Below are 17880 nucleotides of genomic sequence, written 5' to 3'. Positions count from 1 at the left end.
GAACCCTGAAGGATTCAGTCGTAATCGCGGGTGCCGCGTATCGGGTAGTCGTTATCCGGCTTGCGGATGAACTCGATGCCCCCGATGAGGGTATCCAGATCAGGCCGCACGAAGGGCGCGTTGGCGATCTCCTGAATCTGGATCTTGCCTTCGCCATTGACGACGAAGAAGGCAGGTTCCGGGAAGTCGTGATCGGTTTCCTTTGCGCTGCGCGGCGTCGAGATGAACAGTCCCAGCGATTGCATCTGTTCAAGGGTCAGTCCATATGCAAGCGGAAAGTTGACCTCCAGCGACTCGCGATGCTGCGTGAGCTGCTGCTCATCATCGGCAGATACGGCGACCAGATCGACGCCTTGGGCGCTGAAGCGCTCGCGATAGCTCTCCAGTTTGTTGAGAAACTTGGTGCAGATCGGGCAATGTTTGCCGCGATAGACCACGACCAGCTGCCAGTCATGTTCGCCCTGGGGCCTGCCGAGGGTCAGTGCCTCACCGTCGCTGCGTTTGACCTGGATGGCCGGGAATTCACTGCCTGGATGAAGCTTGCGTGTATACATGCAATCTGGCTCCCTTTGGAAGTTCACGGCGTCGGCTTTCATGTCTCCGCTGATCAAGCGGCGGATATCACGTGTCTGGAGATCAAGTGCCTTGAATGACCAGCGACAGGATACGCCATGTGTCCCCCCTTGAATGACGCCATTGTCAGGGTTTTCAAGGGGCCATTGGCGCAACGCGACGGTGCGTCCATCGCCAGGGGACGACACGGGGCCGTTCAGGGCGCTCTTCAGTAGAAGATCAGCCCAGATAGCCTGTGTGATCCAGCAGGATGGTCGTGCCAATGCCGATCAGCACCAGGCCACCGATGATTTCCGCGCGCTTGCCGACCATCTTGCCCAGCACACCGCCCAGCATCACGCCGGTGGTGGCCATTACGAAGGTGGCGGTGCCGATCGCCAGCGCAGTAGTCACGATGTTCACGCCCGCAAAGGCAAGCCCGGCGCCCACGGCCATGGCATCGATACTGGTAGAAAGGCCGGTCAGCATCAGGCGGGGCAACGACTGCGGCGTGGTGCAGTCCTCGTCTTCCTCATCCTTGGAGAGTCCCTCATGAATCATGTGCAGACCGAGCACCAGCAGCAAGGCGAAAGCGATCCAGTGGTCCCACTGTTCGACGTAAACGGCAAGTGAGCGACCGATCAGCCAGCCGATTACCGGCGTGATGGCTTCTATGACCCCAAAGATGAGACCGATACGCAGGGCGTCTTTCAATGAGGGGCGACGTATGGCAGCACCCTTGCACAAGGCGGCTGCAAAGGCGTCGCAGGACATGGAAAAGGCGAGCAGAAATGTCGGTAGCAGTGGCATTTGTCAGGATGTTCCAGGCCGGTTGCGAGTCAATAACAGCAAGACACCACCGGCCGGAAGCGTCTGACTGTCATTGGTCTCGCCGAACCTCGTCCTGACTGATCACGGGCATGATCGGATAGGTGGGTCCTCGGTGCCACGGCAATGCTTGCCGACTATGTTGACATCCGAGACTCTCGTTGGGGGACGAGAGCGGGCTACTCCCCAAAAACTGGTGGCATACTAGCAACTAAAACTTGTCATTTCACCCCCTTGTGTCACGCGCGTCTGACCTTCATAACTTGCCTACCAAGTCAGAGCGGCGCAATACCGGCGTGTCTGACGCCATCGAAGTCTTGAAGCTTCAACCGGATGCCAAGGAGTCAAGGGTATGAGCGACAGTTATCAGCCACCCAAGGTCTGGACATGGGAAAGCGAGAGTGGCGGCAAGTTCGCCAGTACCAATCGGCCGATCGCGGGCCCGACGCACGACAAGGAGCTGCCGGTCGGCGAGCATCCCTTCCAGCTCTACTCCATGGCGACACCCAATGGCGTGAAGGTCACCATCATGCTCGAGGAGCTGCTGGCGCTCGGACATAGCGGTGCCGAATACGATGCCTGGCCGATCCGCATCGGTGATGGGGACCAGTTCGGCAGTGGTTTTGTCGCGATCAATCCCAATTCCAAGATCCCCGCGCTGGTGGACAGGAGCGGTGAGACGCCGATTCGCGTGTTCGAATCCGGCTCCATCCTGCTGCATCTGGCCGAGAAGTTTGGCGCTCTGATCCCCAAGGACCCTGCCAAACGTGTCGAAGTCATGAACTGGCTGTTCTGGCAGATGGGGTCCGCGCCGTACCTGGGCGGTGGTTTTGGCCACTTCTATGCCTACGCGCCGGAGAAGCTCGAGTACCCGATCAACCGCTTCGCGATGGAAACCAAGCGGCAATTGGACGTGTTGGATCGTCAGCTGGCCGACAACGCCTACATCGCGGGCGATGAATATAGCATCGCGGATATCGCCATCTACGCCTGGTATGGCGCACTGGCCGAAGGCAAGCTCTATGACGCCGCCGAGTTCCTTTCCGTGCAGGACTACACCCACGTTCAGCGTTGGGCCAAGTCGATTGCCGAGCGCCCGGCGGTCAAGCGGGGTCGCATGGTCAATCGCTTCTGGGGGGAGCCGCAGGAGCAGCTGATCGAACGCCACTCGGCGAGTGACTTCGAGTCCAACACCGAAGACAAGCGTAGCGACTGATTATCGCCACGCGATCGTTAGACAGAGATCGTTAGACAGAGATCGTCTGGCAGTGACCATCGAGCAATGACTGTCGAGCAATGAGCGTTCAGTCACAAGAAGGGCTACCCATCGGGTAGCCCTCTTGCGTTGTGGCCAGTCACGCAGGCAGGGGCTCTCAGTCCTGACGGACCTTGAGCACGACCTTGCCCACGTGACCTTTCTGCTGAAAGACCTCCTGAGCGGTGGCTATGTCGGCCAGTGCGAAGGTGTCAGCGACCAGCGGCTTGATGTTGCCTTGCTCGATATGGCGCACGAGGTTGGGGAAGACTTCCGGTTCCAGCACGGTACAGCCGAAGAAGCTCAGATCCTTCAGGTATAACGTGCGCAGATCAAGTTCCACCATTTCACCGCCGATGGCACCGGCTACCGCATAGCGTCCCTTGTGCCCGAGAATATCCAGCAGCTCTGGCCATTGCGGGCCACCCACCAGATCAATGACCACCTCGACACTGTTGCCTTCAACCACATCCGCCAGTGTCTGATCGCGAAGCACGATCTCATCGGCGCCGATGTCGCGCAGGGCATCCGCCTTGGCCGTACTGGTAACGGCAATGACGTGGGCGCCACGTGCCTTGGCCAGCTGGACTGCCGCGGAGCCGACGCCTCCTGAAGCACCGGTAATCAACACGCGCTCGCCCTTGGCAAGCTGGGTGCGGGTCAGCAGATTCTCGGCGGTGGAGTAGGAGCAGGGGAAGGAGGCGAGCTCCACATCGCTGAGCGAGCTCTCCACGTGGTGAGCATGGCGCGCCGCTACCTTGGTGTATTCGGCGAAGCCACCATCGCACTCAGCGCCGATGTACCACGCGGAGGCGAGGTTCTGGCCATCGTGCTCCTGCAGGCAGGGTTCGATCAGGACACGCTCGCCGATACGCGCATTGCTGACATCTGAGCCGACCGCGACGATCTCGCCGCAGATATCCGCGCCCTGAATACGTGGGAAATGGATCGGTTGCCCAGACCAGCTGGCATCTTCCGCGTCACCTTCTCCCTTGGAATACCAGGCCAGACGTGTATTGACGTCGGTATTGTTGACGCCTGCCGCGCCGACTCGCACCAACACGTCACGCGGGCCGGGCGCCGGGCGAGGGATGTCATCACGCACTTCCAGGACTTCCGGGCCGCCATGGCCGGTCAGGTAGACGCCGTGCATACTGGCTTTGCTTGTGGGGAGAGAGCTCATTTGCGTGGGGCTCCTAGTAGCGTGAGTGTTGTGGAGCGTGCGGCCTCGATAGCCTTCTCGCCCATCACCAGCCAGGCGGAGGAGGCCCCTTCATGGATCAGGAACAGCTCGGTGGCGAGGTCTGTGCGGCGGCTGCGTTGGCCCAGCCATTCGAGAATCTCGTGCTTGTGGCGATCGACGGCCTCGCGCACCTGTGGGTTGTCGGGAAAGGCCGCCAGGGCATTGACCGACATGCAACCGTTGGGTGCCTCGAACGCCATCCAGTGGCCCAGCCGCTGGTAAAGGTGGCTGAGCGCAGCAGCGCCATCCTCGGGCACTCCCTCGTCGAGGAAGGCCATGTAGCGCTCATGGCGATGCTGAAGCGCACCGATCACCATGCTCTCCTTGGAGGGGAAGTGGCGATAGAGGGTGCGCAGACTGACGTCTGACGCTGCCTTGAGCTCGGCAACACTCGGTTCTGCGAAGCCGCGCTGGCTGAAGAGTGTCTCCAGGCGGGCGGCGATATCGTGCTGAATCATGTCGGTGCCATGGTCGAATCAACGAGGGAGAATGTTTGTTCTACCTTTGCAGGGTAGAGCGCCCATTCTCCCTGTGTCAATGCAGCCTTTCCGAGTCTTGTGTCATTTCTCCCATGGCCTGACGTCGCGCATTGCGTGTGTGACGCTTCGATGTCAGTAGAATTACGCAAATAGGGGTTTTCTGAGCGTTAAATAAGGCAAACCTCAGGTCAATTCGCGGAAAAATCACGCACTTTTCGTTGCGATAGCATTTGATAAAGATTAGCATTCGCGACTCATTTGCTGGCGCGGGGGGCGTCAGTCATGGCCACTTTCTGCTCACTGGGCAGATGAAAGGTGTGGTTCAGCAGGACGCTGTCGCATCGCGTACAAAGGGTTTTCAGGTGCCAAATCATTCTCGGGATAGCGCTGCAAGCACGAACAAGGGGCATTTCTCCTGCCTGATCTTCAGTCTGATGGCATTGCCGGGCACTTCGTTGGCGGCAGAGGGCGCCATCTCAGGCGAGTCGCCAGTCGCGAATTCGGTGATCGTGGTGACCGGAGAGCGTGAAGGCGAAGTGGCGCCGGGCAGCTACCGCGCCGAGGCCTCGAGCCTGGCCAACAAGCAGTCGGTGGACTTCCTCGAGCAGGCGCGCACCATCAATGTCGTGACCCAGCAGGTCATGCATGATTTCAATCTGGATGATCTGGAAGAGGCGCTGCAGCCGGTCGCGGGTATCCAGCTGGGCAACACCCTGGGGGGCACCGAAGACGGCTTCGTCAAGCGAGGCTTCGGCAGCAACAGTGATGGTTCGATGCTGATCGATGGCATCCGTCAGCCACGCCGTACCTACACCACGGCGACCGTGGACCGCGTCGAGGTGCTCAAGGGGCCGTCATCACTCTTCCAGGGCCAGCAGAACCCCGGCGGCGTGATCAACATGGTCACCAAGCGCCCGCAGTACGAGACGCACACCGAGATCAGTGGCGAGGTCAGCTCCTTCGGCGGTGGCAATACCACCCTGGACACCACCGGTCCCATCGAGGATACCGGCCTGGCCTATCGCTTCATCCTCTCGCATGAAGATGAAGACTCCTGGCGCGAGTACGGCAATGAGCGTCGCACCACCATCGCCCCTTCACTGCGTTGGGAAGGCGAGCACAGTAGTGCCCAGATCAGCTACGAGTACCAGGACTACGAGCTGGATATCGACCGTGGCACCGTCTTCTACAACGGCAGCGCCGCCAACGTCACGCGTGGCACGCGTTTCGATGAGTCCTGGAACCGCGTCTATGGCCATGACGAGTCCGTCAATGCCTGGTGGAAGCAGGAAGTCACCGACAACTGGGACATGAAGCTGACCTACGGCTGGACGCGTCGCCAGTACAGTGACGCGCGCGCCAATATCACCGACGTCAGTGACAGCGGCGATGTGACCGTGCGCGCCGAAGAGAACCAGGGCTATGATCGCAGCGAGCACTACACGGCGCTGGATGCCATGGGCGATGTCGAGATCGCGGGGCAGCGTCACCAGCTGGTCATCGGGGCGGACTACGAGACCACACGCGACTATCTGGATGAGCGCTATTTCGGCGATTCCGTCACGGTCTCCACCGTCACTGACGTGAACCACGGCCAGCTGGCCCAGGTGACCTCCGACGACATCAATACCTCGCGCAGCAATCGTCTCGACGAGACCCAGGCCATCGGGGTCTATGTCAGCGACCGCTGGTATCTGACCGACAAGTGGATTCTGGGCCTTGGCGGGCGCTACACCTGGTTCGATCAGCAGAGCGGGCAGGGCGAGGACTTCGTGTCCGACCCCGATTACAGCGACGATCTGTTCCTGCCTTCCGCGAATCTGCTCTATCGCATCGACGATGCCAGCTCCGCCTACATCAGCTACAGCGAATCCTTCGTGCCGAACGGCAGCGACAGTGACAGCGGCGAGAGCCTCGACCCCGAGCTCGGCAAGGGCTACGAGATCGGCTACAAGCGTCAGTGGAATCCGCGTCTGGCGACCTCCGTGGCGCTTTACCAGATCCGCAAGGAAAACGTCGCAGTCACTGACAATGGTGTGACTCGCACCATCGGTGAAGCCGGCTCGCAAGGCCTGGAATTCAGCCTCGAAGGGGCCCTGACGGACCGCACATCCTTGCTGTTCAGCTATGCCTACACCGATACCGAAGTGCTGGAGGATACCGAAGGCACCGAGGGCAATCGTCTGCCGAATGCGGCGCTCAACGCGGCCAGTCTCTATCTGGCACATGATCTGGCGATCGATCCGTCCTACGGCGAGTGGCGTGTCGGCGGTGGCGTGCGCTATGTCGGCGAGCGTGAAGGCGATGACGACAACAGCTTCTCGATGGATGCCTATACCGTCGCAGATGCCTTCGTCGGCTGGCGTCACGACTTCTTCGGCCCGGACACCGAATTCAAGCTGAATGCGAAGAACCTGTTCGATACGGGTTACTACTACGGCAGCGGCGGCGATACCCGCGTGCTGGTGGGTGACCCGATGGAAATCACCCTGTCGGCCAGCGTCGGCTGGTAATCCGGCTCCCTCTGGCTAGCTGACTCGCCAGGGGCGGCTAGATGCCAGGATAGTCACGGCATATAGACAGTCACGACATCCAGACAGGCAAGACAGACGATATAAGCCAGTTACGGAAGTCGGGTGAACTGATGATCTAGAAATAAAAAGGGGCGCACATCAGCGCCCTTTTTGTATGCGTTATCTAACGCCGAGGATCTTCACGCGCCATCTGTCGTCTTGAAGACCTTGTGACAGAAGCCGTCGATGCGGCTGGTAGACTGCTGGCATGATGCTCCGTGACTGACTGTCTTTGATCGCGTGTCTTCGATTGAGTGTCTTGGCGTGCCTGCCTCGGTGTTCCCTCTCGACATCACACCTCTGGAGAGCCCCATGCTCGAGTCGCTTCCTCTGGCCGATATTCGTGCCTTCGTCATGACGGCGGATCATGGCAGCTTCACCCGCGCCGCCGAGCAGTTGGGCGTGTCGCGGTCGCAGGTCTCCAAACAGGTGACTGCGCTTGAACAGGCACTGGGCGTGTCGCTGATGCAGCGTTCGACACGCTCGTTGCGACTCACCGAGAGCGGTCATCTACTGCATGCCCAGTGTCGCAGTGCGTTGGGCGACATCACCCAGATCGTCACGCTGGTACGTGAGGAGCGCAATGCCATGCGCGGACGGCTGCGCATCAACAGCGTCGGCGGACCGATCGGCGAGCGGCTGCTGGCACCCGCCGTGCACGCCTTCATGCAGACCTGGCCGCAAGTGCAGGTGGAGCTGGATTTCAGCAGTCATCGCGTGAACCTGATTCGTGATGATTTCGATATCGCGCTGCGCATGGGCGCCCTCGAGGATGCCGACTTCATCGCGCGTCCGCTGATGACATTGCCCTACGTGGTGGTGGCCAGCCCCGACTATCTCGCTCGCCATGGCGCGCCGAATACGCCCGGCGAGCTGGTGGATCACCGCTGCCTGGTCGGCTCGGTCTCGCGCTGGTCCTTCACCGCACGCGGGGCAGAGTCTCGCGAATTGCAGGTGGATGTCGGGGCTCAGCTTGAGTGCCGCAACGGGCATGTGCTGGTCAGTGGTGCCATCGCCGGCAACGGCATCATTCGCGTGCCTAGGCTCTACTGTGAATCAGCCATCGCGCGAGGGGAGCTGCAGGAGTTGCTGAGTGACTGGCAGCCGGCGGATGTGCCGTTGTCATTGATCTATCATCGTGAGCGCCATCGCCCGCTGCGCACGGTGCGCTTGATCGAGCATCTGCTGGAATGGTTCGCGAGATAATATGCGCGCGTCTCTGAGCGCGGTATGCGTCATGCTGCAATACGGATGAGGCAAGGATTTGATGAAGGAAACATTGAGGCACATCATTATTATCGCCTAATATTCATCAAGTACTTTTTATCACGTGCTGTCTATCAAGTCCTTTTTAGCAAGTGCAGGGTCTTGGAAGAGCTGGTCTTCAAAACGGATATGAAGGCACGAGCTTGCGAGACGGATGTGAAACACAAATCTAAAAAAACGAACGAGAAATAGGCGTTCGTCACTCTGGGCTGATGCGACCCTATCTGGCGCATCGATCATGCGCCCCCTGATGACTCACGACCCTTGATAGGCAGATTGAACAGGGAGCCCCCATGAAACATGCCCTGTGCGCGACGCGATTCGCGCCCGCCGGTGATGCCCCCTTGCCGGATTACCTCTTCAAGCCGCCCCCCGGGGCGAAGACGCTCGAACCCGGGGTCCTGGCCCTGGCGCGCCTCCTTCATCGTCATCATGGTGATACCCTGGCGCATTCCTGGCGGGTAGCGGGGCTGACGGTATTTCTCTACGCAAGGCTGTTGCCGTCCGGTCAGCGCAAGGTGCCACTGCATGACCTGCATAGCGCGGCCTTGCTGCATGATATCGGCAAGGTCGGCATCTCGACGGAGCTTCTGAATGCCCCGCGTGCGCTCAGTGATGAGGAGCGTGTCACTATGCGCGATCATGCCAGTCATGGCGGACGCCTGTTGTTTACGCTGCGCGGCCCCCTGAGAGCGCTGGCCAGCCTGGTGGCGATTACCCACCACGAGGGCTGGAATGGCCAAGGGTATCCTGCCGGGTCCGCCGGGGGTGCCTTGCCACTGCATTGTCAGGTGGCCGCGATGATGGATGTCTTCGATGCCCTGGCCTCGCCGCGCGCCTACAAGCCGGGCTGGTCGTTGAAGCGTCTGGTCGGATTGTTCAGCGAGGAATCCGGCAAGCAGTTTGATCCTCGCCTGATTGCCCGCATGGCGCCGCTGTGGACATCGCTGCACGCCGAACATCGCCGTTTGTATGAGCAGACAAGCCAAAGGTGAGGCGGCGATGTCCGCACAAAAGGCAAAGCCCCCTGTCGAGAGTCTCGGCAGGGGGCTTTGTTACATCAGTACCCGCTAAAGGCGATCAGCGTGTCAAGATGGCGGCCCAGTCGGTGGTGGGGTGCTGGCGGCCGTGATTGCCGGCGTAAGCCGCGACCTTGGGCGACTCCCAGCCTGCGAGCACGTCGCCTTCCAGTCGATAGATCTCGACACCGAGCGGGTTGCAGGTCTCGAGCGGGTCACGCGCATCAGGGCCCCACAGGTCCACTGACAGATCGCCACCCGGGCAGCAGGACATCGCGCACAGCAGGTCCGTCTCGGCGAAGAACTCCAGGTAATCGCCCTTGCGTGCCGGGCAGGCCTTCATGAAGTACTTGTCTTCATTGTTGAGGCCGGTGCACTGGAAGATGTTGAGCACATCGTGGATATCGAATTCGGTCAGGCCCCAGGGCTCCACTGCGCGCACCAGATTGGAATGGCAGTGGTGATCGAAGTCCTCGCCGGTCAGCAGGCGATTGACGTAGGGGTCGCAGCGCGTGCCCAGCAGGTCATGCACGCGACCGCCTTCTGCATCGACGCCATAGTCGGCGAGGGTGTCATCGATGATGGTCGCCATCGGGCGCAGGTAGGGCAGTGTGGACCACAGGCGATCATAGGTACTGACATGTGCACGCTGCAGCTGGCGGGTGCGAGACGCCCACATGCGCTCACGCGGGTTTTGCAGGTTCCACATGTTGAAATCGCCGACCTGTGAACCCTCGGTGATCTTGATGCGCAGCACGTGGCCCGCCGGCACTTCCCACGCCAGGCCATCGCGCAGCGGCACGGTATGGGTCGCGACCAGGGTGCGCTCGGCCTTGCCTTCGGTGAGGCTGTCGTAGAAGTCGCGATCGACGTCCAGAATCGAACCCTTGCTGGCTTGATAGGCGGCAGGTACATCACTCATGACAGGACTCCTCGTGAGTCGAAATTGGATCTGATGACCAGGCCGGACTGCCTGGAATTCGCTGCCCGGCTGGGGGCTTTCGTGCACTGCCGGCAAGAGTCGTGGCCGGCAGTGGCGGTATCTGCAGGGCACAGGGGGAGGTTGTCGGTCCCACTGCGCGGGGTCATGCCTGTTCGCGGCGCCAGTGCTTCATCAGACGGTCGAAGCAGGCGCTGGCGGCAGGTTCTGCGTTCATGCGGCTGACGAGGACGACGGCGATCAGGGCGAACAGGAAGCCGGGTACGACCTCGAACATGTCGAATATCTCCAGCGGGCCGCCGCTCAGCGGCTTCCAGATCGCGACGGTAAGGGCACCGACCAGCAAGCCGGCGATGGCGCCATTGCGGGTCATGCCACGCCAGAACAGTGACAGCAGGATGACGGGACCGAAGGCGGCGCCGAAGCCACCCCAGGCGTAGGACACCAGGCCGAGGATGCTGCTGTCACGCTCGCTGCCCATCACGGTGGCGAGCAGTGCGATGCCGATCACGCTGGCACGGCTCAGCCAGACCAGCTCCTTCTGCGTTGCCTTGGGGTGAATCAGGCCACGGTAGATGTCTTCGGCGATGGCGCTGGAGCAGACCAGCAGCTGGGAATCGACGGTGCTCATGATCGCGGCCAGGACGCCGGCCAGAATGAAGCCTGCCACCCAGGGGTTGAGCATGATCTGGCTCAGGGAGATGAAGACACGCTCGCTGTCCGTGAGACCGCCACCCAGCTCACCGCCGAACCAGTAGTAACCCAGCACGCCCACTGATACTGCAGCCGCCATGGTGATGGCGGACCACAGCAGGGCGATACGCCGCGACACCTTGATATCTTCACGCTTGCGCACGGCCATGAAACGCACCACGACGTGTGGCTGGCCACAGTAGCCGATCGCCCAGCCGGCCAGCGACAGCATGCCCAGGAAGGTCACGCCTTCCATCAGGCCACCGATGGGGGCGACATCCTGCGCCGCTGCCGGGGCGGCTGCGCCATCGCCGAACAGCGCCACTGCCGTCATGGCAGCCACGGCACACAGCGAGGCGGCCATCATCAGGCCCTGGATGAGGTCGGTCCATGAGGCGGCGAGGAAGCCACCGAGGAAGGTATAGCCGACGATGACCAGCGCGCCCAACCACAGTGCGACGCGGTAATCGATGTCGAAGAGCCCTTCGAACAGCACGGCACCACCGACCAGACCCGCCGAGACATAGAAGGTGAAGAACACCAGCATGACCACGGAAGACAGGGTACGCAGCACGCGTGAGCGGTCTTCGAATCGCGCTTCCAGATAGTCCGGCACCGTCAGCGCATTGCCGGCCGCTTCGGTGAACACGCGCAGTCGCTCGGCGACCAGGGTCCAGTTCAGGTAGACGCCGACCAGGGTCCAGACCGCGATCCAGGCTTGCGAGAGGCCACCACTGAAGATGGCGCCGGGCAGGCCCATCAGGGCCCAGCCGCTGAGATCGGAGGCGCCGGCACTCAAGGCCGCGACGCTTGGCGGCAAGCCGCGTCCCCCGAGTATGTAATCCGACAGATTGTGGGTGATGCGATAGAAGTAGATGCCGATGCCCAGCATCAGCAGCAGATAGAGCCCGAACGACAGCAGGACAGGTAAGTTCATCCTAGGAGACCTCATGGTGACGCCGAGGCGTCTTGTTATTGTTCACCAGTGGTGTCGTGTTGCAGCAGGCTTACGCGGAACAAGCAGCGGGGAGCTGGCAATATCACTGACACCTTCACCTTAGCCATGAGGTGGATTGCAGAAAACTGACCATTTTTCGTATAACCTATGACTTCATATCATGGGTTGCCGTCACATGCTGGTTGACGCCTTTCTTCCATCAGGGCGCTCGCAAGCACTCAGCACAGCGCTTGGCACAGGAACTCGGCACCCAGTTTCTGGCACCCGGTTTCTGGCACCCGGCCAGGCCAGTCATCAAGGACATCCCATGCGACCCAGTCTGTCATCGCTCAATGCCTTCGAGGTCGTGTCACGCCTGGGGAGCATCACCGCGGCTGCGGATGAGCTCAACATCACCCAGTCGGCGGTGAGTCACCAGATCCGTCGCCTGGAGGCCACGCTGGAGGTCAGTCTGCTGGAGCGGGCCGGACGCGGCGTGGTGCTGTCACACGCCGGGCGCCGACTGGCCGATGGCCTGCAGGCCGGCTTTGCCAGAATCGAGCAGTCGGTGGCCGAATTCGAGGTCGACCCACAAGGCGTGCATCAGCGGCGCCAGCTGCGTGTCAGCTGTCTTCCCTCGGTGGCGGTGCGCTGGCTGATCCCGCGGCTCAACAGCTTTCGCGAGCAATGCCCCGATATCGCGGTCAGCCTGCAATATGCCGGCATCAGTGCGCGGGGATTGTTGCCGGAGGTCGATGTGATGATCACCTGGCAGGACGAACTCCCGGACAAGGCGTCACAGGCGTTCCGCTTGTTCTCGGGGGCCACCCAGCCGGTGGCCAGTCCGCTGTATCTGGAGCATCACCGCCGCCCATCCCAGCCGGCGGACCTGTTGAAGCTGGAGCTGATCCACGATCAGTCGCGCCAGCCCTGGCATGACTGGTTCAACAACTGCGGGTTGTATCCCTCCCAGCTCGACAAGGGCGACCTTTATCAGGATTTCAGTCTGCTGAGTGCTGCGGTGGTCGCGGGGCAGGGAGTCGCGCTGTGTCCGCCACGCCTGATCCGCAAGGAGCTTGAGGACGGCACCCTGGAATGCCTGTTCGAGATGGCCGCCAATCCCCAGCGTGCCTACTGGCTGTTCCATCATCCGCAGCCCGCCAGGCACGTGCAGCAATTCTGCGACTGGATGCGCGCGGAGATCGCCGCCGAGGGAGAAGCGGCCGACAGTGGAGTCATCGTCAGCCGCCGCCAGCCCTGACGGCGGGCATCTCACTGCCAGTCAATGCCGCACGCAACGCAAAAGCCCCGCCGGGATTCGGCGGGGCTTTCTTGTGCAAGTGGTCATGTCATGACGGCCTGAGCCATGGCCCTTGGCCAGGAGATGGCGGCCTCTCAGCCGTTGAGCACGCCCAGCCAGGCCCACAGGCCGAGCAGGGTGGCGATCAGCACCGGCGGCGTCAGCACCAGGCCGACCTTCATGTACTGCCCCCAACTGATGTGATGGCCTTTCTGATCGAGCACATGCAGCCACAGTAGTGTGGCGAGACTGCCGATCGGGGTGAACTTGGGCCCCAGATCATTGCCGATCACGTTGGCGTAGACCATCAGCTCACGCGTCGCGTCACTGACCTGCTGCGCGGTGAGGTGGTCGATGGCCAGCGCGCCGATCAGCGTGGCCGGCATGTTGTTCATCACCGAGGCGGTGACGGCGGCCAGCACGCCGGTGCCAAGGGTGGCGACCAGCTCGCCCTGACTGGCAAGCCAGGCGAGGATGTCGCTGGCGTGATCGGTCAGGCCGGCATTGCCCAGCCCGTAGACCACCAGATACATGCCCACCGAGAACAGCACGATCTGCCACGGCGCGCCGCGCAGTACCGGGCCGAGTTCGATCACGGCATCACCGCTGCCCAGCCAGCGCCCGGCGATGGCCAGCAGAATCAGCGCGGCGCTGCCGGTGACGACGGCGAGCGGAATGCCCAGCGGCGCGGTCACGAAGTAGGACACCAGCAGCACCCCCAGCAGCGGGAAGGCCGCGCGGAATACCTGGCGGTCCTTGATGGCGCTCGACGGTGCCTCGAGCTTCTCCAGCGCGTAGTGCGAGGGCAGCTCCTTGCGGAACATCAGCCACAGCACGATCAACGTGGCGGCCAGCGCGATCAGATCGACCGGCACCATCACGGCGGCGTAATGCGTGAAGGAGATGTCGAAGTAGTTGGCGCTGACGATGTTGACCAGATTCGAGATTACCAGCGGCAGGCTGGTGGAGTCGGCCACGAAGCCGGTGGCGATGATGAAGGCCAGCGAGGCAGCCGCCGAGAATTCCAGGCGCACCAGAATCGCGATCACGATCGGGGTCAGCAGCAGTGCCGCACCGTCATTGGCAAAGAAGGCCGCGATCACCGCGCCCAGCAGCACGATGAGCGGAAACAGCTTGCGTCCGTTGCCGCCGCCCCAGCGCGCGACATGCAGTGCGGCCCAGCTGAAGAAGCCCGCCTCATCGAGGATCAGCGAGATGATGATCAGCGCCACGAAGGTGAAGGTGGCGTCCCAGACGATATCCCAGACCACCAGCACATCCGGCAGATTGACCACGCCGCAGGCCAGCGCGATCACGGCGCCGCCGAGGGCGCTGGTGCCGATGCCCAGCCCACGTGGCTGCCAGATCACCAGTGCCAGCGTGATGGCGAAGATTGCCAAGGCAAGCATGACGTCTCCTTGTCGAGGGTGAAGAGTAAGTGAGAAGCCGCGTGCGCGACCGCGGATTACGTCAGATCGTGCTCTGATTGACGCGTCGGGAGACCTCTTCGGCGCTCTCGACACGCTCCGAGTAGCGCTCGGTCAGATAGGCGCTGCGGTCGCGGTTCATCCAGGTGAACTTCATCAGCTCTTCACAGACATCGACGATGCGCAGATACAGCGGCGACAGGCGCATGCGGCCATGCTCGTCGAATTCATTGAAGGCCTTGGGCACGGATGACTGGTTGGGGATGGTCAGCATGCGCATCCAACGGCCCAGAATGCGCAGCTGGTTGACGCTGTTGAAGCTCTGGCTGCCACCACTGACCTGCAGGATGGCCAGCGTCTTGCCCTGGGTGGGGCGCACGCCGCCCAGTGACAGGGGAATCCAGTCGATCTGTGCCTTCATGATCGAGGTCATCGCGCCGTGGCGCTCCGGGCTCGCCCACAGCATGCCCTCGGACCACTGGGCCAGCTCGCGCAGCTCCTGCACCTTGGGATGATCGGCCTCGCAGTCATCCGGCAATGGCAGGCCGGCTGGCGAGTAAAGGCGCACCTCAGCTCCGAATGCACGCAGCAGGCGCGCCGCTTCCTCGGCGGCAAAGCGCGAGAAGGAACGCTCACGCAGGGAGCCGTACAGCACCAGAATGCGCGGTGCATGACGCGGGGCATCCGGCCCGACCAGGCGATCGATCTCCAGCGGTCGCCAGTGTTCGGCATCGATATTGGGCAGGTCGGCCAGTGCCGCTTTCATCTCATCGGTCATGGTGTCGCCTGTGGGCAGGTGAGACGTGTCGGGAGTGTGTGCGTTCATGATTCAGGTCCTGGGGGCGTGGACGACGTCGCCGTCTTCCTTGGTGTATTGCGCGACCGGGTTGTCCAGCAGCTCCAGTACCGCCTCCGACGGGCGGCATAGGCGCGTGGCCTGCGGCGTGACCACGATGGGGCGATTGATCAGGATCGGGTGGGCCATCATGGCGTCGATCAATGCCGCATCGCTCAAGGTCGGGTCATCCAGATTGAGCTCGTCATAGGGCGTGCCCTTGCGGCGCAGCAGCGGACGCGGGCCGCCCCCCATGGCGGCAATCAGGGATTCCAGCGTCTCGCGCGTCGGCGGCGTGACCAGATACTCGATCACCTCCGGTGTCTCGCCGGAGGCCTTGAGCATGGCCAGCACATTGCGTGACGTACCGCAGGCCGGGTTGTGATACATCGTGATCTTGCCGGAAGAACGGACGGAATCAGTCATCGTTGCCAGGCTCCTGAGAAGCACAGGGGGTAGAAGAGGCGCTGCAGTCGGGCACGGTGAGCGAGGCCAGCAGTGGGTCGCAGACCACCGAGGAGCCCGCGCAGCAGTCGCGTACCAGAAACTGCACGGTGGCGAGCATGTGCTCGAGGTTGGCGCGGTAGATTAGCGAACGGCCTTCGCGCTGGGAGTGGATCAGCCCCGCGCGGCTCAGTACGCCCAGATGGGTCGAGAGCGTGTTGTGCGGCACCTCGAGACGACGGGCGATCTCGCCGGCGGGCAGCCCTTGTGGCTCGTGGCGGACCAGCAGGCGAAACGTGTCCAGACGCGTGGCCTGGGACAGCGCCGCGAAGGTGTCCAGCGTGGCCTGCGGGTCGGGCAGGCTGTCGGAGTCATTCATTTGATCCGTCCATATGTCGAGACTTGTCGAAATGACGATGGTGCGATGATAGATCAGCGTGCCGCAGATGGGAAGATTCACGAGACGATCCCGGGGATGCATTCCGGTCAGGCATTTGCCCGGCAGTATTGGTAGCATGTGCGCCATTGATTACCGGACAAGGGAAGATGGCACGATGATGATGGTATTGCAGATTCTGGGCGGCTTCGTGCTGACTGCAGGGGTACTGCTGGCGGCAGTGCCGGAGCTGGTCAACCGCTTCAAGGGGCCGAACGACACGCCGCAGACCGTACCGAAGGAGACCGGCGCGGCGATCTCGCGGCGCATTCGTTGGGGCTGGGTCATCGCGGTGGGGTATCTGCTGATGTATCCGCCGATCGGCCTGGGTGTGTTGCCGGTGCTGGTGACGCTCGCGGTGGCAGGTATCGCTGGCATCATGACGGCCCGTCTGATGGGGCTGATGCTGGATGGCATCGAGATGCGCCATCTATTCCGCTTCGCCGCCGAGTCGCTGATTCTGGGCGGCCTGTGGACCTGGTTCGTCAAGCTGTCTGCCTGACGCCATTGCCGCGCACACTGTGCCGTCAGATCGCCAATTACTGCATTCCGGGAGTCGTCCATGCCGCTCAATGCGTCTACGCAAGCCTTGTTGGCAGGGCTGGAGCGATCGCGCCCGGTACTGGTGACCGGCGCGACCGGCTATGTGGCGGGGCAGCTGATTCGTCGCTTGTTGGAAGAAGGCCTGACGGTGCATGCCGCCGTGCGCGATCCCGGCAATAGCGAACGTCTGGCGGCGCTCATGGCGCTGGCCGATCGCTTGCCGGGGGAGCTACATGTCTTCGCCAGCGATCTGCTCAAACCGGGTTCCTACGCTCAGGCGATGGCAGGCTGTGGGGTGGTCTTTCATACCGCTTCGCCCTTCGTGGTCAGTGTCCAGGACCCTGAGCGCGATCTGGTGCGTCCGGCAGTGGAGGGCACGCGCAATGTGCTGGAAGAGGCCAATCGTCAGGCCAGTGTCGAACGGGTGGTGCTGACCAGCAGCTGTGCCGCCATCTACAGCGACAATGCCGATGCGCAAGACACCCCGCGCGGCTGTTTCGACGAGAGTGTCTGGAACACCACGGCGTCGCTTGAGCATCAGGCCTATTCCCATTCCAAGACGCTGGCGGAACAGGCCGCCTGGCAGATTGCCGAGCGGCAGTCGCGCTGGCGGCTGGTGGTGATCAACCCCTCGCTGGTGCTCGGCCCCGCGATCAGCGATGACACGCGCGGCGAATCCTTCAGCCTGATGACGCAGCTATGTGATGGCACGCTCAGGATAGGCGCGCCGGATTACGGCATGGGCGTGGTGGATGTGCGGGATGTGGCCGAGGCGCATCTGGCGGCGGGATTTCTGCCCACGGCCAATGGGCGTCATCTGGTCGCCGGGCATTCCTCAAGCTTCATTGAGCTGGGGCGGGCCTTGCGCCGTCACGCCGGCCCGCAGTACGCGATTCCCACTCGCCAGCTGCCCAAATGGCTGGTGTGGCTGGCGGGTCCGCTGGCCAACAAGGCCGTGACCCGCAAGGTCGTCGCGCGCAACGTGGGCCATCCCTTCGTCTTCGACAATACCCGCAGTCGCGAGCAGCTGGGTCTGATCTACCGGCCCCTCGAGGCGACGCTGCACGACATGTTCGATCAACTGGAGGCCAGCGGCCGCCTGTCGTGATT

The 17880-nt window shown here is 62.1% G+C and carries 17 protein-coding genes; 7 read left to right on the top strand and 10 right to left on the bottom strand.

Features of this window, described 5'->3' with window-relative positions:
* Positions 1-14 precede the first annotated feature (14 nt).
* Positions 15-554, bottom strand: coding sequence for a redoxin domain-containing protein (locus tag MKZ40_RS14260; protein WP_175090246.1), 540 nt, complete (start codon positions 552-554; stop codon positions 15-17).
* A 238-nt stretch (positions 555-792) separates the two neighbouring features.
* Positions 793-1362, bottom strand: coding sequence for a manganese efflux pump MntP family protein (locus tag MKZ40_RS14255; RefSeq protein WP_175090245.1), 570 nt, complete (start codon positions 1360-1362; stop codon positions 793-795).
* 370 nt (positions 1363-1732) lie between these two features.
* On the opposite strand from MKZ40_RS14255, the gene yghU reads away from it, so the two are divergent.
* A complete protein-coding gene (gene yghU, locus MKZ40_RS14250) occupies positions 1733-2596 on the top strand; it encodes a glutathione-dependent disulfide-bond oxidoreductase (RefSeq protein WP_175090244.1) in 864 nt (287 codons plus the stop codon).
* A gap of 157 nt (positions 2597-2753) precedes the next feature.
* On the opposite strand, the gene MKZ40_RS14245 is transcribed toward yghU, so the two are convergent.
* A complete protein-coding gene (locus MKZ40_RS14245; protein WP_254627156.1) occupies positions 2754-3788 on the bottom strand; it encodes an alcohol dehydrogenase family protein in 1035 nt (344 codons plus the stop codon).
* Between the two features lie 26 nt (positions 3789-3814).
* Positions 3815-4336 (bottom strand): TetR/AcrR family transcriptional regulator, encoded by a 522-nt coding sequence (locus MKZ40_RS14240; RefSeq protein WP_175090242.1) that lies wholly within the window; start codon positions 4334-4336, stop codon positions 3815-3817.
* A gap of 383 nt (positions 4337-4719) precedes the next feature.
* Between MKZ40_RS14240 and MKZ40_RS14235 the strand changes: the two genes are divergently transcribed.
* The 3 genes from MKZ40_RS14235 (at position 4720) to MKZ40_RS14225 (ending at position 9191) form a co-directional block, all read left to right on the top strand.
* The gene (locus tag MKZ40_RS14235) at positions 4720-6870 is read left to right on the top strand and encodes a TonB-dependent siderophore receptor (protein WP_282627949.1); all 2151 of its coding nucleotides are present in this window, start codon (positions 4720-4722) and stop codon (positions 6868-6870) included.
* A gap of 372 nt (positions 6871-7242) precedes the next feature.
* The gene (locus MKZ40_RS14230) at positions 7243-8136 is read left to right on the top strand and encodes a LysR family transcriptional regulator (protein WP_131431945.1); all 894 of its coding nucleotides are present in this window, start codon (positions 7243-7245) and stop codon (positions 8134-8136) included.
* A 353-nt stretch (positions 8137-8489) separates the two neighbouring features.
* Complete coding sequence (locus MKZ40_RS14225) at positions 8490-9191, top strand: HD domain-containing phosphohydrolase (RefSeq protein ID WP_175090241.1); 702 nt, start codon at positions 8490-8492, stop codon at positions 9189-9191.
* 85 nt (positions 9192-9276) lie between these two features.
* Here the strand turns inward: MKZ40_RS14225 and MKZ40_RS14220 are convergent, their stop codons facing one another.
* Both MKZ40_RS14220 and putP read right to left on the bottom strand, forming a co-directional pair.
* The gene (locus MKZ40_RS14220) at positions 9277-10137 is read right to left on the bottom strand and encodes a DUF1989 domain-containing protein (RefSeq protein WP_175090240.1); all 861 of its coding nucleotides are present in this window, start codon (positions 10135-10137) and stop codon (positions 9277-9279) included.
* 163 nt (positions 10138-10300) lie between these two features.
* Positions 10301-11785 (bottom strand): sodium/proline symporter PutP, encoded by a 1485-nt coding sequence (gene putP, locus MKZ40_RS14215; protein WP_175090239.1) that lies wholly within the window; start codon positions 11783-11785, stop codon positions 10301-10303.
* Positions 11786-12113: 328 nt separating this feature from the next.
* On the opposite strand from putP, the gene MKZ40_RS14210 reads away from it, so the two are divergent.
* On the top strand, positions 12114-13046 hold the full coding sequence (locus tag MKZ40_RS14210) for a LysR substrate-binding domain-containing protein (protein ID WP_175090238.1): 933 nt from the start codon (positions 12114-12116) through the stop codon (positions 13044-13046).
* Between the two features lie 134 nt (positions 13047-13180).
* On the opposite strand, the gene MKZ40_RS14205 is transcribed toward MKZ40_RS14210, so the two are convergent.
* The 4 genes from MKZ40_RS14205 to MKZ40_RS14190 all read right to left on the bottom strand — a co-directional run bounded on the left by MKZ40_RS14205 (position 13181) and on the right by MKZ40_RS14190 (position 16170).
* Entirely contained in the window at positions 13181-14494 is a 1314-nt protein-coding gene (locus MKZ40_RS14205; protein ID WP_175090237.1) for an arsenic transporter, read from the bottom strand.
* A gap of 61 nt (positions 14495-14555) precedes the next feature.
* Positions 14556-15290 carry an arsenical resistance protein ArsH gene (gene arsH, locus MKZ40_RS14200; protein ID WP_153636846.1) on the bottom strand — a complete coding sequence of 245 codons (735 nt, stop codon included), beginning with the start codon at positions 15288-15290 and terminating at the stop codon, positions 14556-14558.
* A 51-nt stretch (positions 15291-15341) separates the two neighbouring features.
* Entirely contained in the window at positions 15342-15773 is a 432-nt protein-coding gene (gene arsC, locus MKZ40_RS14195; protein ID WP_175090236.1) for an arsenate reductase (glutaredoxin), read from the bottom strand.
* On the bottom strand, positions 15766-16170 hold the full coding sequence (locus tag MKZ40_RS14190; RefSeq protein WP_107334903.1) for a helix-turn-helix transcriptional regulator: 405 nt from the start codon (positions 16168-16170) through the stop codon (positions 15766-15768). Before MKZ40_RS14190 ends, arsC begins: the two co-directional genes overlap by 8 nt.
* Before the next feature lie 175 nt (positions 16171-16345).
* Here MKZ40_RS14190 and MKZ40_RS14185 point away from each other — a divergent pair, with 175 nt between their 5' ends.
* Complete coding sequence (locus MKZ40_RS14185) at positions 16346-16729, top strand: hypothetical protein (RefSeq protein WP_043332759.1); 384 nt, start codon at positions 16346-16348, stop codon at positions 16727-16729.
* 60 nt (positions 16730-16789) lie between these two features.
* A complete protein-coding gene (locus tag MKZ40_RS14180) occupies positions 16790-17878 on the top strand; it encodes an NAD-dependent epimerase/dehydratase family protein (protein WP_175090235.1) in 1089 nt (362 codons plus the stop codon).
* The last annotated feature ends 2 nt before the right edge of the window (positions 17879-17880 follow it).

This window comes from Cobetia sp. BMC6, from assembly GCF_029991385.1.
GTDB lineage: Bacteria > Pseudomonadota > Gammaproteobacteria > Pseudomonadales > Halomonadaceae > Cobetia.
Note: the sequence above shows the minus strand (reverse complement) of the source record. Positions and strands in the feature narration are given on the sequence as shown.

Excerpts from the sequence above, each read along its gene's own strand:
- MKZ40_RS14185 (WP_043332759.1), top strand. The coding sequence starts at position 16,346 with ATGATGATGGTATTGCAGATTCTGGGCGGCTTCGTGCTGACTGCAGGG.
- MKZ40_RS14220 (WP_175090240.1), bottom strand. The coding sequence starts at position 10,137 with ATGAGTGATGTACCTGCCGCCTATCAAGCCAGCAAGGGTTCGATTCTG.
- MKZ40_RS14205 (WP_175090237.1), bottom strand. The coding sequence starts at position 14,494 with ATGCTTGCCTTGGCAATCTTCGCCATCACGCTGGCACTGGTGATCTGG.
- MKZ40_RS14190 (WP_107334903.1), bottom strand. The coding sequence starts at position 16,170 with ATGAATGACTCCGACAGCCTGCCCGACCCGCAGGCCACGCTGGACACC.
- MKZ40_RS14225 (WP_175090241.1), top strand. The coding sequence starts at position 8,490 with ATGAAACATGCCCTGTGCGCGACGCGATTCGCGCCCGCCGGTGATGCC.
- arsC (WP_175090236.1), bottom strand. The coding sequence starts at position 15,773 with ATGACTGATTCCGTCCGTTCTTCCGGCAAGATCACGATGTATCACAAC.
- arsH (WP_153636846.1), bottom strand. The coding sequence starts at position 15,290 with ATGACCGATGAGATGAAAGCGGCACTGGCCGACCTGCCCAATATCGAT.
- yghU (WP_175090244.1), top strand. The coding sequence starts at position 1,733 with ATGAGCGACAGTTATCAGCCACCCAAGGTCTGGACATGGGAAAGCGAG.
- MKZ40_RS14260 (WP_175090246.1), bottom strand. The coding sequence starts at position 554 with ATGTATACACGCAAGCTTCATCCAGGCAGTGAATTCCCGGCCATCCAG.
- MKZ40_RS14210 (WP_175090238.1), top strand. The coding sequence starts at position 12,114 with ATGCGACCCAGTCTGTCATCGCTCAATGCCTTCGAGGTCGTGTCACGC.
- MKZ40_RS14245 (WP_254627156.1), bottom strand. The coding sequence starts at position 3,788 with ATGCACGGCGTCTACCTGACCGGCCATGGCGGCCCGGAAGTCCTGGAA.
- MKZ40_RS14240 (WP_175090242.1), bottom strand. The coding sequence starts at position 4,336 with ATGATTCAGCACGATATCGCCGCCCGCCTGGAGACACTCTTCAGCCAG.
- MKZ40_RS14255 (WP_175090245.1), bottom strand. The coding sequence starts at position 1,362 with ATGCCACTGCTACCGACATTTCTGCTCGCCTTTTCCATGTCCTGCGAC.
- MKZ40_RS14230 (WP_131431945.1), top strand. The coding sequence starts at position 7,243 with ATGCTCGAGTCGCTTCCTCTGGCCGATATTCGTGCCTTCGTCATGACG.
- MKZ40_RS14180 (WP_175090235.1), top strand. The coding sequence starts at position 16,790 with ATGCCGCTCAATGCGTCTACGCAAGCCTTGTTGGCAGGGCTGGAGCGA.
- putP (WP_175090239.1), bottom strand. The coding sequence starts at position 11,785 with ATGAACTTACCTGTCCTGCTGTCGTTCGGGCTCTATCTGCTGCTGATG.